Genomic DNA, 22,660 nt, shown 5'->3' on the forward strand with positions numbered 1-22,660 from the left:
AATCAATACTTCCATATTATCTATTAACATTAATGACGAATTACTTCTACTTTTAAATCGTATTTTGAAATCCATCCTTCTATTCTATCTAAATCTTCATCCTTTAAACTAGGATCATCCTTTATAGGATATTCCACATTTAATTGATTGTATTTGTTTACTCCCATCTTATGATACGGAAGTAAATCAACTCCTTTAAAGTTCTTATAATCTTTATATGGTTTTAAAAATTCCATAGCTCTTTCAATGTCTTCTTTTGAATCATTAACACCTTTTAGTAAAGGCATACGAATTTTTACATTATATTTTAAACGGAAAAGTTCTTGTAGATTTTCTAAAATCTGTTCATTTCTAACGCCTGTTAATTTAAGGTGTGTATCAGAATCTATATGTTTAATATCAAATAAGAATAAGTCTGTAAACTCTGCAACTTTAAGTACTGCTTCTAGTTTTGCATAACCACAAGTTTCAATTGCAGTATTTATACCTTCTTGCTTACATGCCATTAATAGACTACAAGCTGCCTCAGGTTGCATTAAAACTTCACCACCACCTAGTGTAACTCCACCACCAGACATTTCATAAAATGTTCTATCTTCTTCTATAATTTCTAGAAGTTCTGATATAGTTTTTGTTTCTCCTACTATTGTTAAAGCTGATTTAAGACAAGCTTCTTCACACTTTCCACACCCTATGCACTCTATATCACGATTAACTTCATGTTTTAGAGTTTCCTTTGAGATGCTATGTATTCCAACTGGACAAACAGGAACACAGTCACCACAATTAACACATAAATTAGTTTTAAGCATAACTCGATGCTGTTTAATAAGTCCTTCAGGATTTGCACACCATTTACAACGAAGTGGACATCCTTGGAAAAATATTAATGTCCTTATGCCATCTCCATCATACATATTATACTTTTGAATGTTAAAAATTCTTGCTTTTCGTTCCATTACACCTAAATTTACATTACTCATATTCTTCATTCTCCAGTTTCATTTACTTTGATTTTAAATGGAATCTATAATCTACATATAATATGTAGATTATAGATTTTGTAAAACTTAATTGCTTTGAAGTTTATATTAACTTTGATTAAAAGTGTGTAATTACAGTTCTACTGATTATTTCATCTTGAACATCTTTACATAACTCAACAAAGAATGCGCTGTATCCAGCAACACGAACTATTAGGTCACGATATTGCTCAGGGTGTTTTTGTGCTTCTATTAAAGTTTTGTTATCTAAGTAGTTAAACTGAATTTCTCCAAGTTGAAGGGCACATGCACTACGTAATAATGTAATGATTCCTTGCTCTCCTTCTTTTGTATCTAAAAGACCAGCTATTAATTTAAAGTTGTGAACCATTCCTATATTCATATCTTCACAAGACATTTTAGAAACAGACTTAATTATAGCAGTAGGTCCTTTAAAGTCAGCTCCTTGTGATGGACTTATACCATCTGATAGAGGCATCCATGCTCTACGACCATTTGCTGTAGCTCCAGTTAATTGTCCAAATGGAGTGTTGTTAGAGATTGATAAAGTACCATGACTAAGAACTGAATATAATGTTTTATATTTACGATGTTCTCTTTCAGTAAAGTTAACTAGATCAGCAGCAATAAGATCTGCATAGTCATCATCGTTACCATACTTAGGTGCTTCTAAGCAATCTTTTCTTAATTTATCATATCCAACAAAGTCAGCATTTAAAGCATCCTTCATTTCTTGTAGTGTGTATTTCTTATCATCAAATACTAATTTCTTTATAGCTGCCATAGAATCTGTGTAAGTAGCTAGACCACTCCATATAACTCCTGGTCCGAAGTTATACATAGCTCCACCAGCTTCTACTCCCTTACCTTTTTCCATACAACCTTCATACATCATAGACATAAGTGGTTTTGGTGCAATATCTCTATGAACACGTTGAGAAATTACTGTAGCAACACTTGTCCATTTAGTTATATATTGGATTTGTTCTTTAACAGCTGTTTCAAATTGCTCATAAGTTTTAAACTGATTTATATCTCCAGCATCTGGACATACAGGCTTACCATACCATTGAGGTACACCATTATTTAAAGCAAGTTCTATACATATTGGCCATTGAGTGTATCCTGTAGAAGTCCATTGATATAATCTTCCTGCCTTTTGAGGCTCAACACATCCCATTAAACAATAATCTCTTGCATCTTCTATAGAAACTCCCTTTGATAACATCATTTTTATATGAACATCATCAAAGTGACATGCTGGGAATCCCATACCTGCACGAATAACTTGAACTATCTTTTTAAGATACTTTTGTGGTGATGCTTTGTGTATACGACAAGCTAAAGATGGTTGATATATCTTAACATGGCGAACTGCATCCATTAAAAGATATGTCAAATCATTTGTAGCGTCACGTCCTTCTCTAGTAACACCGCCTATACACATGTTAACGAATGGTTGGTAACCTGCGAAGAATTTAGATCCACCTTCACTTGTTATCCACATAATTTCAGACATTTTTATAAGCATACAACCTGCTAATTCAAATGCTTCAAAATCATTCATACGTCCTGATTCAATATCATTTTTATAGAATTCATACATGTATTGGTCAACACGTCCTATAGACATACCAGTTTGGTTTTCTTCAACTACAAGTAATGATTCTATAGTCCAAACTGATTGAACTGCTTCAAAAAATGTTGATGGTTTATGTGCTGGTACTCTAGCGTTTACTTCAGAAATCTTTAGAAGTTCTGCTTTACGAGTTGGGTTAGTTTCTTTTGCTGCAAGCTCTGCTGCGTGCTCTGAAATACGTTTAGCATATATCATAACGCCCTCTGCAGTATCAATTAATGATCTGTAAAAGTATATTTTCTCAATGTCTTCTGGTATATCATAACTAAGATTTGCTAACTTCTCTTCTGCTTCTCTTACTATGTCAAGCATACCCTTTTTCATTAATATAACGTCATATCCTGGGTTAGAGTCTCCTCCACCATTTACTGCGTGATATGAACAGTCCGAAACAAAAGATTCTCCTGAAAGTTCCCATACTCCAGCTTCACGATACTGGCTTTCACAGTACTCATCAACTGATTTACCTTGCCAAAATGGAAATAACTCTTCACGCATAAATTTCTTATCTTCTTTTGAAATATAAAATGGGTCTTGTGGACGAGTTCCTATTGTATCTATTTCGTCTACCATCCATCTCCAAGCTATATCAGGTGAAAATGATCCTGCACGTGGACTTCCGTTTGGTGCTCCAACTATAAGCTCATGATCTTGAATTAATATTGGTGCAGTTTCACAACAACGTCTAAAAGATTTACCACGTATAATTGATTTAGGCATACCTGGGTTTTCCTTAGTTATTTCAGTTATAACTCTTGCACGGTGAGTTGTTATTGATGGAACATGCTTTAAGTAGTTTTCTTTTAGCTTAGCTAAACGCTCTGTTATTCCATCTGGTATTTCACCATTATTTTTACCTACTACTTTAGTAGTTGGCTCTTCGTCTACCATATCTTTTGAAACCTTTTTAAACATTTCTAATATACTAGCACGTTCTATTTCTGACATGTTCTTAGTAGCTTCCATAAACTTACTTGAAAATTCTTTTGAAAATTCGTTAATATCCATTTCAATTACCTCACATTCTTTAATTTGTTCTTAAGACAGATCCTACTTTAACTCTTTTAAAACTTCTTTTATTATACGTTCTAACATCTTAAAGTCCTCTGTTTTATCTTTGTCTTCATTAGTATCTATAACTCTATTTGTATCATCTACTGATCTTTTAAATTCATCAACTTTACGAACTCCATAACCAATTTTACGTATATATACTAAATTCATAGGTGAAACATTATCCGATGTCATACCCTTGCCTGCAGATCCGCTACCTAGAGTCATTGAAGGGAATAAATTTGTAGTAGCTCCCATACTTCCAAAAGTTCCTGGAGTATTAACAAGTACTCTACCAACTGGCTTCTTCAATGCAAATTGCTGAATAACATCTTCATCCTTTGAATGTATAACTAATGTATGTCCATGTCGCTCACTTAGTAACAATTCTATACACTTTTCACAAGCATGCATCCAATCATTTTCTACGTAAAAGGCTAATACAGGACTTAGCTTTTCTCTTGAGTAAGGATTTACTTTAGAAACAAACTTTTGCTCTGAAATAAGAATCCTAATATCTTCTGTAACACTAAATCCAGCTCTTTTAGCTAAAAATTGTGGTGATTTACCAACCATCTCAAAGTCAAGACTTCCGTCTCTAAAAAAGAATAATTTCCCTAAGCTTTCAGCTTCCTCTTTAGTCATAAAGTACCCACCATTTTTTTGTAGTTCCTTTTTTACTTCTGTTTCAATGCAGCTATCAACAACAATTGACTGCTCTGCAGCAGAAACAACACCGTAATCAAAGCTCTTACTTTCAATAATATCTTTAGCCGCATTACTTATATCAGCTGTACGCTCTATAAATGCTGGGCCATTTCCATTACCTCCATAGATTACTGGCTTTCCAGATTTGTAAGCTTCATCAAGCATTTCTGGTACACCGGTATTCATTATAAGTGAAGTATCTTTATGATTCATAAGTTCTAAGGATCCACTTTTCATAACTGTATGCAAATATGCAAGAGCACCTTCTGGAAGTCCAGCTTCCTTTGCAGCTCTTATTAGAATATCCATTGTTTTAAAAGTAGTATTCTTAGCTCTTGGATGAGGTGAAAATATGATTGCGTTTCCTGATTTAATTGCAATTAAAGCTTTATATATTGTTGTAGAAACTGGACTTGTTGCTGGACAAAAGGCTATAATAACACCCATTGGTACTCCAACATCCTTTGTCATGTTTTCTTTATCATCACTTATAATCCCTACACAATTCATACCTTTAAGCCTATTTTTTAGATCCTTACATACAAAATGGTTTTTTATGTACTTATCTTCCCATCTTCCATACTCGGTTTCTTCATTAGACATTTTTGCAAGTTCATTTAAATGTTTTTTAATTTCCTCAATCATACATTCAACTATCTCATCAAGTTTTGCTTGTGGGAATGTTGCTAATCTTTTTTGGGCCTCACGAGCATTTTCAACAAGAATCCTCGCTTCTTGCATGGAGAGTAAATCATTATCAATAATATTCATACTGCTCTCTCCCTTTCCTTTTCCTTATAAACACTATATTTTTTATTCTGCTACAAGACTTGAAAGTTCATAACGTTTTATTATCTTTTCAATATCTTGATGTGGTCTTGGGATAACCATTGAACTATAAACATTTCCATCTTCCATAGCTTCAACAGCTGCAATGCCGGCATCTACTGCCGCTTTGCAGGCGCCAACATCTCCACGAACTAATACAGTTATATAACCTGATGCAACGTTTGCATATCCTTCAAGTTCAACATTTGACGCTTTACACATCGCATCTGCTGCCTCTAGAGCAAAAACTAAACCAAAAGTTTCAACTAGTCCTAAAGCTTCATAACTTGCCATCTGTATCCATTCCTCCTATATTCTATAAATCAATATCGTGTACTGAAACAATATCGCCAACTTGTCTTATAGGACGTGGCATAACATTGTGTGCTGTTAATGTTCCAATTGATGCTGCTGCTTTAGCTCCTGCTTCTACTGCAGATTTTACTGCGCCTACATCGCCTTTTACCATAATTGTTACAAGAGTTGATCCAATATTTTCATATGAGATTAATTCTACATTAGCTGCTTTAAGCATTTGGTCTGCAGCGTGAAGTGCAGGAACTAATCCTATTGTTTCTACAAGACCTAGGGCCTCATTTCCATAATATCTCACTTATAAATCCTCCTTCATGATCTTAGCTCATGTATATTTGTGTTTATATGTATTCTTTTGTTTATAAGTATCCTAGTAAAGGTCTTAATCTACTAAATGCAAAGGATGTAAAACTAATCTCTAATGTATTTATTGATTGTAGCGGCGCCCTCTTCATGTGCATAATAATAAACTCTTAATTGTCCATTTTCGTTTAAATCTATTCTTGTTTCCTCTATAAGTCCATTTGCTTCTGCTGTCATTAGAGCATTAATTACTGAATCTCTTTTTAGTGCTTTAAAATCGCCATAGTCACCTTTTAAAGCTTCTATAACATCATCAGCGCAAGCTTCTTCGACTTTAGTAAAGTGTTTTAAGATTGCATAATTAAGTGGTTTCATCTATTTAAACCTCCTCTTTCTTTTTTCTAAACAAATCAAGCGGATTCATAGATATTGTAACTATACCAAACATCATTACTACAGCTCCCATCCAAGCAACTGGAGGTAATGACCATCCATCCATTCCACCGTATACACCTAATACTAGTAAGCAGAACAATGGTCCAAAGAAAGAATATGTACCGTTACATGCAGTACCAAGACCAGCTCCACACATACTGTTTGCAGCATACCATGTCATAAATGTTAAAAATGTTAAAAGACCGCTTAAGGCAAACCAAATCATTGCAGGACCGCTTGTAAATGCTTGAATTGCAAGATTTGTAGAAATATTTACTCCGCCAGCCATCATTCCTAAAACAGGAACTAGTATAAATAAATTTGCTACGCCTGATGTTACTTGACGAATACAAATACCGATTTCAGGATCAATCATAGCTGTACCATATCCAGCAACACAGCCTTCAAATCCCCATCCTAAAGCTGCAATAACAGCTATTCCTAAACCTAAAAGTAAGTTTGGTGAAGTCTCTCCTGTAAATCCTGTACTACCAATTAAGAAACTTGCGCTTACGCATATAACGATTCCAACTGCCATACGTTTATTTAATTCTTGCTTATATAAAACTTTTCCTAATATAGCAGCTATTGCAGGGCAAAGTGCCGATATTGGAACAACTATTGAACCAGCCATCTGTATAGCTATAACATAAGCTGTACTAGCTATAGGTCCACCAATAAGTGCGGCTAAAATCATAATACGTCCTGGAGGAGTATTGATACACCTTAAAAAATCTTTAAACTTTCCTTTAACTCCAGCATAGGAAAGAGCCCACACAGCGCTACAGACATCATTAATTGCATTTCCAAGTGCTGCAATTAAATAAACTACAACAAATGCTGACAACCCTTTTGTATTAGCACCATACCAGTCCCCCCAAACTCCTTTAGTCATACCCATTGTTAAAAACGCTGTGTATAATCCATAAGAAACTCCTGAAAACAAAGCTAGAGATATACCCCTTTTAAAGAAACTACTTTGCAAATTCTTTCTTGCAACAACGGCTTTTGCATTTGCCGTTTGTGAAACTTCAGCCATAAAATAAAACTCCCTTCAATAAAATTAATTTATATATTAATTAATAAAATATATACCCTATGCAAACTTACCTTACTAAAAACCTTTTCTTACAATAATTAATTTTTCTTTGTGATTGTTATAATTTCTTCATTCCATTTCTAAACTATGTTAATAACTTTTCAATTCATATCTACAATATAAATTATAATCCCTTCCCTACAGGTCAAAGTCAATGAATATAGCTCTAAATATTTAAACAAATCTTAACCTTTAACAATTCAATATACATTTTTCAAGTTTCCTTAAATATCTTTAATAGGCCTAACTCTTCTTATACCAATACTTGTGTCCTGTGTAAATATAGATTTAATTTTTAGAAAACAAAAAAGAGGATATAATTAAAATTCAATTATATCCTCTTATAAATTCTATATTTTTCTAAAACAATTATGATTTTTGCATAATATTTCTTAAAGTTCTTGCATACTCTACCCTAGGGTCAACGTTTTCACTATTGTAAGTTTAACTTTTTTTCTCAATTTTAATTAAAATCTCTGTTACAAATTTATCTATGTTGTTCGTTGTCCAATAATCTGTTACATATCTTTCATAAGCGTCCTTACTGCATATATATCCATGATCTTTTGCCCACTCTTCCATTTTTATATACGTGTCATTAATGTTATCATGTGACCCTATATGATAACAGGTAACTGCCATCCATCCACCAAAGTCTATACTTAACTCTTCCTTACATTTCAAAATGGCTTGTTGCATTATGCAAACTTTATCACACTTTCCCTTGAGTTTATCTTTAGTGGAGGGGAAATGTATAATTACAGGACCTGTTATTGCATTTTCTATACTATCTATGTAATTAGTAAATTCTATATTAATTATAGAATCCATATAATCGTATTTAAAATCCTGTTCTAAAAAGGTTAAAGTATTACTATTTATATACTTTACAGCTACATCACAAGCATTATTTTTAATTACCATCTGTGCCTCAACTATTAAATCATGCCAGTCTTTAACAGACCTCTTTTTTAGATTTATTTCCTTTTCAAGTTCATTTAACTCATTAATTTTGTTTCCAAAACTTTTATCAAAAAAATCATAAGTGGTACCTTCTAAGAATGCTCTCATTTCTTCAAGTTTAAATCCACTTTGTTTATAATATTTTATAATTGGCACAGATAATAAATTTTTCTTGCTGTAATATCTGTAGCCACTTTCATCACACACCTTATCTGGAGACAATATACCCATTTTGTCGTAATACCTTAAAGCTTTTGTTGTAAGTTTGCACATTTCTCCAACTTTTCCTATGGAATAAAACTCTTTACTCATACTAGGCCTCCCTGTTGTGATATTTAAAATCCACATTTAAATATGGGCTACATGTTAATCTTATTGAAATTTCGAAAATAGCTTCAAGATTTACAACTTTACATCTTGAAGCCTCTGTTTTCATTAAATAATTATATGTGTTACCTTTATTCCATAATTTTATCTAAAATCTTTAATAAATCTTCTTTAGTTGTTTCTCTCGGATTTGCAGTTGTGCAAATATCATTTATAGCTGCATTAACAATTTCTTCTCTTGCTGCTTTAACTAACTCCATGTCAATTCCTTGTTGCTTAAATGTTTTTGGAATCATTAAAGCGGTTTGAAGCTGTACAATAGCTCTAATTAAATTATTAACTCCAATATACACGTTAGGTGCACGTAAATTTAATAACTTTGCAAGCCTTTGATATTTTTTAGCTGCTAAATTATATTCAACTTTTAAAGTATCTTTACTTAAATTGGCATTATACTCAATTATATGAGGTAATATCATTGCATTACTTCTTCCGTGAGAAATATGAAGTTTTCCTCCTACAGCATGAGCTAAACTATGAGTGATTCCAAGTCCAGCTGCATTAAATGCCATACCTGCAAGGCATGATGCATTATGAAGTTTCTCTCTTGCTACTATATCATTCCCATCGTTGTAAGCTCTTGGCAAAAATCTAAAAGCTAAAGTTACAGCCTTTTCTGCCAGGGCATCTGAAAAGTCTGTAGCTGTATTTGAAACATAAGCTTCTATAGCATGTGTAATTACATCCATTCCTGTGTCAGCAGTTATGCCTTTTGGAACAGTTTTTACTAAGGCTGGATCTAGTATAGCAAAGTCTGGAAGAAGGGATTTATCTGCAAGAGCGCATTTTAATCCTTCTTGTTTATTTGTAATTACTGCATATTCAGTTACCTCAGACCCTGTACCACTTGTAGTGGGTATAGCATAAAATTCTTCTATAGAAGAAACTCCTCCGCTAACCTTTTTAGCATATTCTCTAATAGCTTTAGCTCCATCAATTGCTGAACCTCCACCTAAAGCTATAAGTATTTCTGCGCCGGAGCTTTGTAACTTTTGGATACCAGCTGCAACAATCTCTAAAGATGGATCAGGCACAATATCGCTATATATATAAGTTTCACAATCAACAAGTTTTCCTTGTATCATAGATGCAACGCCTGAAGTTTCCATAAATTTATCACATACAATTAGTACCTTCTTATTTTTTACTTCATTCAATCTATCTAAAGAACCCTCTCCAAAATAGACATTAGTGTTAATACTAAATTCTTTCATATCCATATCCTCCTACTTTCAAAGCATTTAAGATATAAATGAACCTAGTTATTCCATAATTTAAAAATAAAATCAATATAAAATTATAACAATCAAATCACGTTTAATATTATATCAATATTATCTTAATAATACAACTATTGACCTAAGGAAAACAAATCCATTCCACCGTATAATTTTCTGGTCCCTCCAAGGAAGCTCTTATATTCTTTGGCTTATATTTTTCTTTGCTCCAAAATAAGTTGCTATAAAATATCCACCATATATAAGGATTAATACAAATAGTGAAATTAATACATTACTCATTGCTCCTTTGCCCCCAACTAGGCCTATTATTTTCCGGGAAAATTTTAGTCCCACCATGGAATGTATCAATGCCAAGGATAATGGCATTATAAAGTATATTGCTATTTGACTTAACAAAGATCTATTAATTTCATTTTCATCTACCCCTATTTTTCTTAATAGGTTATATCTTTCTACATTTTCTGTTGATTCAGATAGCTGTTGAAGTGCTAATATAGCTGCTGAAGTTATTAAAAATACTCCTCCAATATAAATACCTAGATAAGATATTATTGCTCCAAAACTTGATGATTCTGCCATTAACTCATCTATTGTAATATAATACAAACTGCCTTTTTCCTTTTCCACTAAAGGGTCCAACTCATCTTTAATTAATTTTTCTATATCCTTTTTATCTTTTTTATAATTTAAGTTTAAGAAAGAACCTACAGGTGTTAGCTCTTCTGTAACAGAATCATTAACTATAATAGTACATAAATTACGTTTCATCATATAATCATAAGCAACAACTTCCATTACATTAATTTCACTTGGTTTTAATTTAAATCCATCTATATTTATTTCCTTATTAGAATCTAAAATCTTATCAAACACCTTTATAGAATCTTTTATATCTGTAAAGATTGCATATTCATCCCTGTCCAATTTAATCGTATCTTTCTTTGCCATCTTCATGATTTCATTAAATTTTGATATTCCTATAACTTGAACTGCCTGATTTGAGCTTACGGGATAATAACTTTTAAGTTTTTCTTTTCCTTCCTCTGATAAAATATCATTATATTTAAAACCACTATTATAATTTGTGTAATTTACATATTCATTAGAATACTTGCTTAAATCTACTCCATTTTCCTCTAATACCTTTTCTATATTAGCTCCATTAAAATTCCAACATGTTAAATCATATTGGGTTAAATCTTTTATATCTGCATTCATAGCGCTATTTGTACCAAGGCCCCCTGAAAACATACAAATTCCGAAAAATAGCATTAAGCATATAAAAGACATAGATATAAATACTGTGTTTATCTTACTATTTATTTGTCTTAATACAAACATATTTAGCCCTTTTAAATAATGTTTTTTATTAGCTTGAGCAAGCTTTAATAAAAATCCTGATAAAGAAAAGAAAAATAAAAAGGTCCCAACTGTACCTAATAATATACTTAAGCCACTTACTTTAAACTCCAATTCAGCTACTCCGCTATTTAAAATCACATAGTATGCATATCCAATGATAATGCAGCTTATAATAAATGTTATTACTGAAATCCAAATGTTTCTTATCTTTATGTTTTCATTTTTTCTTGATGATGTTAACAAATCAATAAGGTTAACTTTTCTTATAGTTATTGAATTAAACAATAGTACAATTAAATATATACCACCAAAACAAAGTAAAGTTTTTATCATTGAACTTGAAGAAAAAACAAATTTAAACTTAGTAAGATTTACTTCAAACATTTTTGCTGTTAGCACTGATAATCCTTGTGATAATAGCACTCCTATACCGAGTCCTATAGCTAAAGATATTATCCCAACTAATAAAGTTTCTATAAAAATTATTTTAGATAAACTTCCTTTTTCCATTCCTAGCGTCATATATATTCCAAATTCTTTTTTTCTTCTTTTTATTAAATAATTATTTGCATATATAATCAAAAATCCTAAAACAAAGGATACAAATATAGATGCATAGCCCATTATAGATTCTACTTGTTCAAAAGCTACTGCTTGAACCTCATTTAATTCCATCATAATACTTTGAGATTGTATTGAATTAAATGTGTAAAATATACATACTCCAAATACTAATGTTAGAAAATAGATAGTATAATCTTTGAAACTTCTTTTTAAATTCCTAAAAGCTAGCTTAGAATACATTATTTTGGTCACCTCCAAGAAGGGTTATAACTTCAATTATCTTCTTAAAGAATTCTTTTCTTGAGTCACTTCCACGAATTAATTCATTAAATATCTTTCCATCTTTAATAAATAAAATACGACTGGCATAACTAGCAGAAAATGCGTCATGGGTAACCATCATAATTGTGGCATTTAAACTTTTATTCAAATCTTCTAAGCTTTCTAAAAGCATTTTAGCTGACTTAGAGTCTAACGCTCCTGTGGGCTCATCTGCTAATATTAATGAAGGGCTTGTTATTATTGCTCTTGCAGATGCAACTCTTTGCTTTTGTCCACCTGACATTTCATATGGATACTTATTTAAAACCTCTTCTATATTTAACTTTTTAGCTATGTCTCTTACCCTTTTATCTATTTCCTTGTGATCAACTTTTAATATAGTTAAAGCTAAAGCTATATTTTCATAAGCTGTTAGAGTATCTAAAAGATTAAAATCCTGAAATATAAATCCTAGTTCTTCTCTTCTAAACTTTGATATCTTTTTTGAATTTAATTTTGTAATATCATTTCCTGATATATGAATATGTCCACTAGTTACCTTATCTATTGTTGATATACAGTTTAAAAGGGTAGTTTTTCCACTACCTGAAGCCCCCATCACACCAACAAATTCTCCTTCTTCAACGGAAAAGCTTATATTATCAATTGCTTTTGTAATATTCCCTTTCCTTCCATAATACTTCTCTATATTACTTACTCTTAACACTTCTTTTTCCATATTATCCTCCTCCTACTAAGTCTTTAGGATAATTGTAAGCTTTATTAAGCCCTGAAGCCATAGAATAACATAACAGAAAACTTACACTTTTGTAATATAACTATATTAAAAATTATTTTTCAAAAATCATCATTCTATTTATAGGAAATATTATGGATACTTTAGTTCCAACATTAATTTCTGAAGTTAAACTTATTCCAAGTCCAAGTTTTATGGCTAATTTTTTGCATAGATATAAACCTATGCCTGTGGATTTCCCAAATTGACGTCCTTTTTCTCCAGTATACCCCTTTTCAAAAGCCTTAATTACATCTTTCTCATTCATGCCAGTGGCTGTATCTTCAATGTTTAAAATAATATTTTCTCCTATATTATTTGTATAGAACTTGATTGTACCTTCACCCTTCCCCATATATTTAATGGAATTAGATATTATTTGATTTATAATAAATTCAATCCACTTACTATCTGAATAAACAATTGCCTCTAAATCCTTTACTTCAATTTTTATTCTTCTTTCTATTAATGTATTAGCATTTCTTTTTATAACTTTATTAATAGAGTTTTTTAAGTTTAATTCTTTTATTATATAGTCCTTTTCTAAAGCATTACTTCTAGTATAAAAAAGTGCTTGTTCTATATAATTTTCAACTTTATCTATTTCTTCATCTATGCTTTTTGTAATCTCTGATTTATTATTTTCTATAAGTAGCTTACAGCTAGATATGGGAGTCTTTACCTCGTGAACCCATAGTTCTATATATTCTCTATATTCATTATTATTTATTTTTAAAGAAGCAATTTCATCGTTCATAGCTTTAGTAGCTTCTTTAATTACGTAATATAAAATCTTACTATCTAGGAAATTCCCCTCATCTGCTACCTCTGAAATTAAATATTTTTTATCTAACCTATCTAAATTTGTAATTAACTCATTGTAATATTTTCTTTTATTTAAATAATCATATACATGAAATATGGATACCCCAATGAAATTAAGTATAAAAATAAAAAAAATAGCATAAGAGTCTACCCTTAGAGCAGCTAGTAATATTGAACTAAATATTAGTATAGATAAACTTATAATTATAAATAATATTCTTTCTTTAATGAAATCCATTAATTCCATATTAATATATACCCTTGACCTCTCTTAGTTTTTAAATAGTCTATTACTCCTATTTCCTCTAGCTTTTTTCTTAATCTATTTATATTTACTGTTAATGTATTATCATCAACAAATTCATCTGATTGCCATAAAGCTTCTATTATTTCATTCCTAGATACTATCTTTTCCTTATTTTTTATTAAAACATATAATATTTTGCTTTCATTTTTGCTAAGTTCTATTTTTTTATTATTATATTCCACTTCACTTATGGATAAGTTGTGTAAAAGTCCTTTGTATTCCAATATCTCTGAATCGGAATCACTGTAGGTTCTTCTTATTATAGAAGATATTCTAGCTAAAAGTATTTGAGTATTATAAGGCTTTGTTATAAAATCATCTGCTCCTAAATTCATACTCATAAGTTCATCTAATTCACTATCCCTACTTGTTACCACTATTATTGGCACAGAACTTCTTCTCCTAATTTCCCTACAAATATAATAACCATCATAGTAAGGAAGATTAATATCTAATAAAATTAAATGATATTTTTCTTTCATAACCTCTTCTACTATATTTTCAAAATTTAGAGAATAACTAGTTTCATATCCATATCTATTTAAAAATGTACTTAGTTCCTTCCTAATCTTTTCCTCATCTTCTATAATAAAAATTTTCTTTGTGTCCATATTATCCTCCTAATGAATAAACCTATTATCTTCTTGTTTTGCATCTTATTAAAGTATATAGTAAAATTTTATATAACAACATAGCTTATACAAGAGCTTCCCACTTTTCCATTACATCATATAGCTTACTTTCTAGTTCTTCTTTCTCAGTATAAAGCTCATTTAATTCACTATAGCTATCTTTTAAAGAGTTCATTTTTTCATCTATTTCTTTTATCTTCTCCTCTAAAACTGATATTTCATCTTCAATCTTAGCTATCTTTTTATCTACCTTTGGTCCATCATCTACTTTTTTTACTACTTTAATCTTTTCTTTCCTTTCTTTTTTCTCTTCTACAACCTCTACCTTAAGCTTATCCTTTTCTTCTTTATAATTATCATAATTACCTTGATAGTTATTAAAGGTTTTATTATGAATTTCTATTATTCTGCTACTCATTTTATTTATAAAATATCTATCATGGGATATAAAAAGTATGGTGCCTTCAAAACATTCTAATGACTCTTCTAACGCTTCAATAGAATCTATATCTAGATGGTTAGTAGGCTCATCTAGTATTAATAAATTTATTTCTTCATATAAGAGTTTGCTTAATTTAAGTCTAACCCTCTCTCCACCTGATAGTTTATTAACTTTTTTAAACACATCACTTCCAAAGAACATAAACTTTGATAAATACTCTCTAGCCTTACCTTCTAGTATCATAAAGTCTTCTCTAAAAGAGTCAACTACGGTTAATTCTTCATCCTTAAAGGTTATATTCTGAGGTAAGTATGCCACCTTAACGCTTTCTCCAATTCTAACATTACCTTCATCTGTAGCTTCTTCCCCTAGTAGCATTTTTAAAAAGGTAGTTTTTCCACTTCCGTTTGCTCCTATTAGTGCTGCTCTGTCTTTAAAATTAATTAGTAAGTTTGTATCCTTAAATAGCTGCTTTTCCTCATAGCTCTTACTTAAATTATTTGCAATTACAACTTGATTTCCAGATCTTTCTACTGTGTTAAAATCCAGCTTAATATTTTGCTTATCAAATTTAGGCTTTTTAATCTTTTGCATTTTATCTAGCTTTTTTTGCATACTAGCTGCCCTTTTGAAGAATTTGTTATTATCTGCTCTTTGAGCCCAATCTCTTAGATCCTTTATGGTCTTTTCCATAGCAGATATTTGTTTTTGCTGCTCTTTAAATTGATGAAATTGTATAAGCATATTTTCGTCCTTTTGCCTTACAAATTCTGAATAGTTTCCTTTATAGGTTTCACATTCCCCATCTTCTATTTCTATAATTTTTGTTACTACATTATCTAAAAAATACCTATCGTGAGATACTATAATAACCATGCCTTTGTAACTCTTTAAATAACCCTCAAGCCACTCTGTAGCCTGCATATCTAAATGATTTGTAGGTTCATCTAAGAGTAATATATCTGGGCTTTCAAGTAGAATTCTCCCAAGTACCACAGTGGTCTTTTCGCCTCCACTTAATATATTAAAATCTTTACTCAAAAAGCTTTCCGAAAAATTAAGGCCGGTACATACCTTACTTAACTTTTCTTCCCTTTCATAGCCCCCCTTAACCTCATAGCTTTGCTGAATATCACTGTATCTTTTAAGAGTTGTCTCTAATCTTTCTCCCTCTAAGTGCTTCATTTCCTCTTCCATAAGCTTCATCTTTTCTTCCATAACTTCAAGGTCACTAAAGGCCAAATTCAAAATTTCCCTTACCTTAAGATTATCATCATAGTTATGAACTTGCTCAAGATAACCAATAGACTTTCCTCTAGGTATAGAAATAAATCCTTTATCATCCCTAGTAATCTTTTCTACCCCTGCTATTATTTTTAATATGGTAGTTTTCCCACTTCCATTTACACCAACTATACCAACTCTTTCAGTATCATAAACATTAAAACTTATATTTTCAAGCACTAGAGTGGCATCTAGATACTTCTTTAAATTATTAAAAGATAATTCCATCATAATAAATTCCTCTTTTCCTTCTTTACTTTTTTTATTCTTTACCTTTTTCGCCAAACTCTATTATTGTCAAAGCAAATTAGAATGCTTATTACTATAACTTGATAAAAAAGTATTTTTAGTAAAATAAAAAGACCATAAGAAGATTTCTCCTCTTACAGTCTAAAACACAAAATCACTCTATTTAATTAAGATAAAATTATAAATTATTAAAGATTTTAAGTAGGTATCCATAAAGTTAGTACTTACTTTAAGTTAAACTTAATATTAACTAAATTAACGCTAATATCATATTAACCCTCAAAACACTATACTACCACTATATAAATCATTAAACCTTTTCATCTTATTAAATATAAATATTTTAGTAACGTAAGTTATCTTCTAAATTGCTAATTCCATAAAAGAGTGCAACAAATACACCTTCCACATATATGTGAAAGTGATACTCTAATAGAACAGGTTATTAATTTTTAGGTAAAATTAATATTTTATTTAGCAATTAGCTGGTCTCATAACTTACATTCCTCCTTAATATATTCTTTGGTTATTGTACCATATAAAGTAATATAAGTAAATATGGTAATATAAAATAGCTAATAGATACTAACCTTAGTTTAAATTATCTAAAAGGTTTAGAATAGACTTTGATGTATCACTCATTTGCTCTTTATTTGTTATAAAGGCATCTCCATCTCCTTTTTGATATCCATAATCTCCAAATCCACTATGATTTCCACCTTCTATTTCAATAAATTCTGAGTCAGATGGCATAACGTTTTTGGCTTCTTTTATTTTATTCAAGTTCGCTACTTTATCATTGCTCCCCCATAAGGACAAAACCTTAATTTGGTTACTAGTAAAATCTTTTTTATCTTTAGGATATGATGCTAAAAATACTAGCCCTTTTATTTTATTATTCTTAAGTGCATAATCTGCTGCCATAACTCCACCTAAAGAATGTCCTCCTATAACCCAGCTATTAATGTCTTTATGCTTACTTACTATATTTTCTGCCTTATTAGGAGATAATATAGCTAAATTAAAGCTCATTTTAGCAATAACAACCGTATATCCCTTTGATGCTATTTCCTTTGCTATAGGTGCATATGCTGAAGCTTCTACCTTTGCCCCTGGATAAAAAATAAATCCTATGTTCTTATTATTATATATTGGTTTAAATAAAATATCTCCATTTTCCTCTACCGTAACCAAAGAATCAGATTTCAAAGCATCCAAAGCTAAAGAACTAGACTTATAATATGAACTTACATATACAAAAAATGTTGAAACCATTATTATTAGAAAAATAGCAATACCTCTAAAAACTTTAAATTTAAAAGATCTTTTTTGTTTCATGTTATATCTCCTTTTATATTTGTACTAATTTTTAATATAAAATGCTTGTACCTTGTAATTTACTGGGACCCTGGGATACTAGATGCTTAAGGGATATTGATGATTTCATGCAATCGGACTCTAAGCTAAAAGAGTCAATAATTTTTTGGGCTTCGGAGGCCCCTTTTAGTTCGCAGTATAATATTTAGCTTGAGCATTCCACATTTCACTGTATAACTTACCCTCTTTTAATAAGCTCTCATGATTACCACGTTCAACAATTTCTCCCATGTCAAGTACAATAATATCAGAGCAAAATCTACAACTACTCATTCTATGTGATATATAAACACAAGTTTTATCACCTACTAAGGAGTCAAATCTTTGATATATATCATATTCACTTAAGGGGTCAAGAGCTGCTGTTGGTTCATCTAAAATTACTAATGCGGCATCCTTGTAAAGTGCTCTTGCAATTGCTATTTTTTGCTTTTCTCCACCGCTAAACTTTTCACTTTTGCCACTGCTTCCAATTGCACTTATCATTGTAACTTCATTAATATTTTCATAAATCTTATCCTCAAAATGATTTAAACCACTTTTATTTAAACAACGTTTTACTTTATTTTGGTCATAATCTATGGAGCTTGCTACATTTTCTCCTAAACTAAAAGAAAATAATCCAAAGTCTTGAAACACCACTGAAAATAATGATAAATATTCCTCATAATTATATTTTCTTATGTCCACTCCATTTAATGTTATCCTTCCCTTTGTAGGTTCATAAAGTCTACATAAGAGCTTTATAAATGTACTTTTGCCTGCCCCATTTGGTCCTATAAGACCAACCTTTTCATGAAGATTTAACTCACAAGAAACATCCTTTAATACATAATCATTCTTACATTGATACTTAAACCATACATGTTCAAAACAAAACTTATATTCATGATCACTTCTCTTTTCAATAGGAATTGATCCTGTTTCAAATTTATTTTCTAAATCTAAAAACTCCATCAGCTTATTCATGTATACCATTATTTCCGAAATATCTTCATTAACCGAAACCATATTAAGAATAGCTTCATTCATTTTAATAATTGCCTGGCTATATTTTAAAAAGCTCGAAAGACTTATAGCATTTGCTAATACCTTCAAAGTAACCACTCCATAAGATAACACAGTAATAAGTGCACTTGAAAAAGCCTGTACAACAGAGCTGATATTCCAAAATGTACATTCCCTTTTATAATTCTTTCTTATTAATTTACTTGTTTTGTTAAAAGTATCAGCCACTAAATCTTCTGCATCATAGGATTGGACCATTTTAACCATATCCTCATCCCTAATCATTCTAGCCAAATAAGCAAATCTCTTCTCACTATCCAGTTTCACTTCGAATAATTCGCTTATTTTATTTTGTGCCCACTTTACAACTTTCCCCATGACACCACTTATTAAAACAATTATTATTAAAATAAACATAATAGAAAACAAAGGAGTCGTAATAGTATTTAGCCATGTATAATTAGATTTTCCATCACTAATACATAATTTCAAAGTTAAGGTTAGGGCAAATATAAAAGAAATAATATTTTTCAAAAGCTTTGCATAATCTTTTAAAAGAGTTGCATAATTACCCTTATATCTTAGTGCCATAAAAGCACTTGTGAAATCTTTTATAACATTACCATCTTCAACACTTGCATAATCAAGCTTTAAGGGTTTTTCATGAATCATACTTTCAATTTTCATAGAAAGAGCTGTTGATCGTGCATTAACCAATTTATTAAGGTACTCAGATAAAATTCCAAAAACACAAGTCATAACCGCCATTATTATTGAGTATTTAAATGCAACTTTGTATTGTTTATTTATAAGCTCATTTAATATAGGAGCACTAAATGCTATGGATATAAATGGAACTAAACCTGCTACAAAAGCACTTACTATAATAAGGGGCCCCATAGAATGATCTAAGGAGTGAAATCTCTTCATTATTTTAAAGGCATCTTTATGCAATTTACCTATCTTCATATTACTTCCTCCTGATAATAATGGGCTTGAGCTAAAAACATTTCTCTATATGGTCCCTCTTCCCTAACTAGCTTTTCATGGCTACCATCCTGCTTTATCTTACCTTTTTCAAGAAAAATAACTCTATCACAAAATTGTGTAGAACTTAATCTATGTGAAATAAAAAGTGAGGTCTTTCCCTTTGTAAATTCATTATATTTTAAATACATATCTGCTTCCGCTAAAGGATCTAATGCAGCTGTTGGCTCATCTAAAATTAAAACCTCAGCATTTTTATAAAGGGCCCTTGCCAGCATTAATTTTTGATACTGTCCACCGGAAAACTCCACACCATTTTCATCTAGGTTCTTAGTTAGAATAGTTTTTTCTTTTGAAACTAAATTTTGTACTGTTTCATAGAAACTGGCACCTTTTAAGCTCTTATTTATTAATGCTTCATCACTATCTTTTTCTAATTTACAAGATATATTTTGCACAATGCTCTCTGGAAACACCTTGATGTCCTGAAACACAATACCAGTAAGTTTCAATACTTCCGTTGGATTAACTTTTGAAATATCCACACCATTAATAAGTATTCTTCCTGACTTTGGCTTATAAAGCCCACTCATAAGTTTGACTAAAGTGGTTTTTCCAGCTCCATTTGCACCTACAAGAGCTATTTTTTCGCCACCCTCAATGGTTAAGTTTAAATTTTCAAATAAAGGGATACCCCCCTCATAAGAAAAACTAACATTTTCAAAAGCATAAGTGTAGTTTTTAGACTTTGGTATTGTTAATTCATATTTACCTTCTCCAATTTCCTCTCCTAAAAGGAATGTCCTTAAATTATCTACAATAATAATATTTTCTGTAAAGCTAGCATAATGCTGAAATATATTCTTAATCCATATATTTAACCCCCCAATTATCCCAAGATATAAAACAAAATCACTTATGGATAAACCCTTTGTAACCCTATACACTAAGTAGCCATAGCAAATAACATCTCTAAATAGCCCTGATAAAAGTCCAATTCCTTGAGCCTTAAAATTATTGATTTCTCTTTTATTATTATAAAACATGATTTTATCACGTAAAAAGCTAAATTTATCAGAAAACCATTTTTGCATTTTATAAATTCTTACATCCTTGCCTATCTTATTATCCAAGCACTTTCTGTATAAATAATAAATTTCATAAACAAGAGAATTTTTCTCATCTTGATGATTTAAAATCCATTTTCTATTTTTCACATCTTTAATCACTCTAAAAGATCCCGTTACAATTAGCACTATCATAATAAGCGGATGTAGTCTAGCAGATACAAGTGCAAATATTATTAAAGAACATAAATCCACTACTAAATTTAATAGGCTTCGAGTAACCTCCTCAACCCCAATTTCATTACCTACCCCAATGGCTTCATAGGCCTTTTCAAAATCCTTTTTTCCCTTACTACTTTCAATATATTCATAAGGCAATTTCAAGAATTTAAGAAAAAGATGTGGCATTTCAAGTATTCTATATAAAAATAAGCTAGCATTTAACTTTTGGTAACAATAGTTTTCAAAGGTACATGAAAGTGCATAACTACTTACCATGACCATTATAATAAAAAGCGCCTTTAAAGGATCTCCCTTCTCTTCTAATATAAAAATAGCATTACTAGTTAAAAAAATCACAAAAATACAATTCAATGTTTTAAGTACTATATATAACATGGCATAAATAGGACCTAGTACACCTTCTTCTTTTCTCCACCTATTTAAACAAAACTTCGTGTTTTTAATTTTAGTACCCATAAAATCACCTCAATATAATAGTATCATCTTTTAATTTATATAAAAAAAGCTGACGTGGATTGTCAGTTTTTCTACGTGAATTGTACATATTAAAATGGTATGGTAATCTCACTTGCAAATATCCCAGGTTCATTTTGCAAATTAAGAAACCCATTATATTTATCAACTAAAAGCTGAACCCTTTTCATTCCAAAACCATGCTCACCACGTTTATTTGAAATATAGTTTCTTGCATTAAAGTCTAAGTTTTCCTTAGAACTATTTTGTATGGACATATAAAATTGTGATCCATAAACATCTGCATAAATTCTAATAAAGCGCCCTTCTACTGGCACTTGAACGCAAGCCTCAATAGCATTTTCAAGAAGATTACTAACCATTACACATAAGTCCACATCATTTATCTTCAAATCCTCTGGTAAAACAGCCTTAAAATCTACCTCTATGTTATGACGTTTCATAATACTTATTTTACTATTTAAAATTGCATCCATCATGACATTTCCCGACTTTACCAAGTTATCTACTGCATCTAAATCCTTCTCAACTTTAAAAAGATACTCATCCAACTCCTTAAGTTCATTCATTGATAAATAAGCCTTCATGGTTTGCAGATGATTATGATAATCATGTCTCCAACCCCTCATATTCATGTAAATATCCTTTATTTCCGCATACTGATGAGAAAGCAATTTTCTTTGGAAAAGCTCCATATTTCTATAACTTTCACTTTCCTTTGAAGATGCATATTGATCAAAGGCTATAACCATCATAACTATAGCAATTAAAAGACTATTAGAAGCTTCAACAAAAATCATAGACAAA

18 protein-coding genes are annotated in these 22,660 nt (G+C 30.7%); all 18 read right to left on the bottom strand.

The features are described from left to right. Positions 1 to 29: 29 nt before the first annotated feature. On the bottom strand, positions 30 to 983 hold the full coding sequence (gene cutD / locus BD821_RS09540) for a choline TMA-lyase-activating enzyme (protein WP_104410281.1): 954 nt from the start codon (positions 981 to 983) through the stop codon (positions 30 to 32). A 118-nt stretch (positions 984 to 1,101) separates the two neighbouring features. Beyond that, entirely contained in the window at positions 1,102 to 3,651 is a 2,550-nt protein-coding gene (cutC, locus tag BD821_RS09545; protein WP_104410282.1) for a choline trimethylamine-lyase, read from the bottom strand. 42 nt (positions 3,652 to 3,693) lie between these two features. After that, the gene (locus BD821_RS09550) at positions 3,694 to 5,175 is read right to left on the bottom strand and encodes an aldehyde dehydrogenase family protein (RefSeq protein WP_104410283.1); all 1,482 of its coding nucleotides are present in this window, start codon (positions 5,173 to 5,175) and stop codon (positions 3,694 to 3,696) included. Between the two features lie 42 nt (positions 5,176 to 5,217). Next, positions 5,218 to 5,526, bottom strand: coding sequence for a BMC domain-containing protein (locus tag BD821_RS09555; protein ID WP_104410284.1), 309 nt, complete (start codon positions 5,524 to 5,526; stop codon positions 5,218 to 5,220). Between the two features lie 22 nt (positions 5,527 to 5,548). Beyond that, positions 5,549 to 5,845 (bottom strand): BMC domain-containing protein, encoded by a 297-nt coding sequence (locus BD821_RS09560; RefSeq protein ID WP_029452604.1) that lies wholly within the window; start codon positions 5,843 to 5,845, stop codon positions 5,549 to 5,551. Positions 5,846 to 5,958: 113 nt separating this feature from the next. Beyond that, a complete protein-coding gene (locus BD821_RS09565) occupies positions 5,959 to 6,225 on the bottom strand; it encodes a hypothetical protein (protein WP_104410285.1) in 267 nt (88 codons plus the stop codon). A 4-nt stretch (positions 6,226 to 6,229) separates the two neighbouring features. Further along, the gene (locus BD821_RS09570) at positions 6,230 to 7,324 is read right to left on the bottom strand and encodes a hypothetical protein (RefSeq protein ID WP_104410286.1); all 1,095 of its coding nucleotides are present in this window, start codon (positions 7,322 to 7,324) and stop codon (positions 6,230 to 6,232) included. Positions 7,325 to 7,828: 504 nt separating this feature from the next. After that, positions 7,829 to 8,659, bottom strand: a complete 831-nt coding sequence (locus BD821_RS09575) for a MerR family transcriptional regulator (RefSeq protein WP_104410287.1) — start codon at positions 8,657 to 8,659, stop codon at positions 7,829 to 7,831. A 146-nt stretch (positions 8,660 to 8,805) separates the two neighbouring features. Then, positions 8,806 to 9,948: a 1-propanol dehydrogenase PduQ gene (locus tag BD821_RS09580; protein WP_104410288.1), complete on the bottom strand. Its 1,143-nt coding sequence runs from the start codon at positions 9,946 to 9,948 to the stop codon at positions 8,806 to 8,808. A gap of 201 nt (positions 9,949 to 10,149) precedes the next feature. Continuing rightward, a complete protein-coding gene (locus BD821_RS09585; protein WP_104410289.1) occupies positions 10,150 to 12,141 on the bottom strand; it encodes an ABC transporter permease in 1,992 nt (663 codons plus the stop codon). Then, positions 12,131 to 12,901 carry an ABC transporter ATP-binding protein gene (locus BD821_RS09590; protein ID WP_104410290.1) on the bottom strand — a complete coding sequence of 257 codons (771 nt, stop codon included), beginning with the start codon at positions 12,899 to 12,901 and terminating at the stop codon, positions 12,131 to 12,133. The genes BD821_RS09585 and BD821_RS09590 overlap by 11 nt, the downstream gene beginning before the upstream one ends. Before the next feature lie 112 nt (positions 12,902 to 13,013). After that, positions 13,014 to 14,030 (bottom strand): sensor histidine kinase, encoded by a 1,017-nt coding sequence (locus BD821_RS09595; protein ID WP_104410291.1) that lies wholly within the window; start codon positions 14,028 to 14,030, stop codon positions 13,014 to 13,016. Next, positions 14,021 to 14,701: a response regulator transcription factor gene (locus BD821_RS09600; protein ID WP_029452596.1), complete on the bottom strand. Its 681-nt coding sequence runs from the start codon at positions 14,699 to 14,701 to the stop codon at positions 14,021 to 14,023. Before BD821_RS09600 ends, BD821_RS09595 begins: the two co-directional genes overlap by 10 nt. Positions 14,702 to 14,786: 85 nt before the next feature. Then, positions 14,787 to 16,679 carry a ribosomal protection-like ABC-F family protein gene (gene abc-f / locus BD821_RS09605; RefSeq protein ID WP_104410292.1) on the bottom strand — a complete coding sequence of 631 codons (1,893 nt, stop codon included), beginning with the start codon at positions 16,677 to 16,679 and terminating at the stop codon, positions 14,787 to 14,789. Positions 16,680 to 17,288: 609 nt separating this feature from the next. Further along, positions 17,289 to 18,035 (bottom strand): alpha/beta family hydrolase, encoded by a 747-nt coding sequence (locus BD821_RS09610; protein WP_104410293.1) that lies wholly within the window; start codon positions 18,033 to 18,035, stop codon positions 17,289 to 17,291. 165 nt (positions 18,036 to 18,200) lie between these two features. Continuing rightward, a complete protein-coding gene (locus BD821_RS09615; RefSeq protein WP_104410294.1) occupies positions 18,201 to 20,051 on the bottom strand; it encodes an ABC transporter ATP-binding protein in 1,851 nt (616 codons plus the stop codon). Next, positions 20,048 to 21,835 (bottom strand): ABC transporter ATP-binding protein, encoded by a 1,788-nt coding sequence (locus tag BD821_RS09620; protein WP_104410295.1) that lies wholly within the window; start codon positions 21,833 to 21,835, stop codon positions 20,048 to 20,050. The genes BD821_RS09615 and BD821_RS09620 overlap by 4 nt, the downstream gene beginning before the upstream one ends. Before the next feature lie 89 nt (positions 21,836 to 21,924). Further along, a complete protein-coding gene (locus BD821_RS09625) occupies positions 21,925 to 22,653 on the bottom strand; it encodes a sensor histidine kinase (RefSeq protein ID WP_242971487.1) in 729 nt (242 codons plus the stop codon). Positions 22,654 to 22,660: the final 7 nt, after the last annotated feature.

Source organism: Clostridium algidicarnis DSM 15099, from assembly GCF_002934235.1.
GTDB classification, from domain to species: domain Bacteria; phylum Bacillota; class Clostridia; order Clostridiales; family Clostridiaceae; genus Clostridium_L; species Clostridium_L algidicarnis.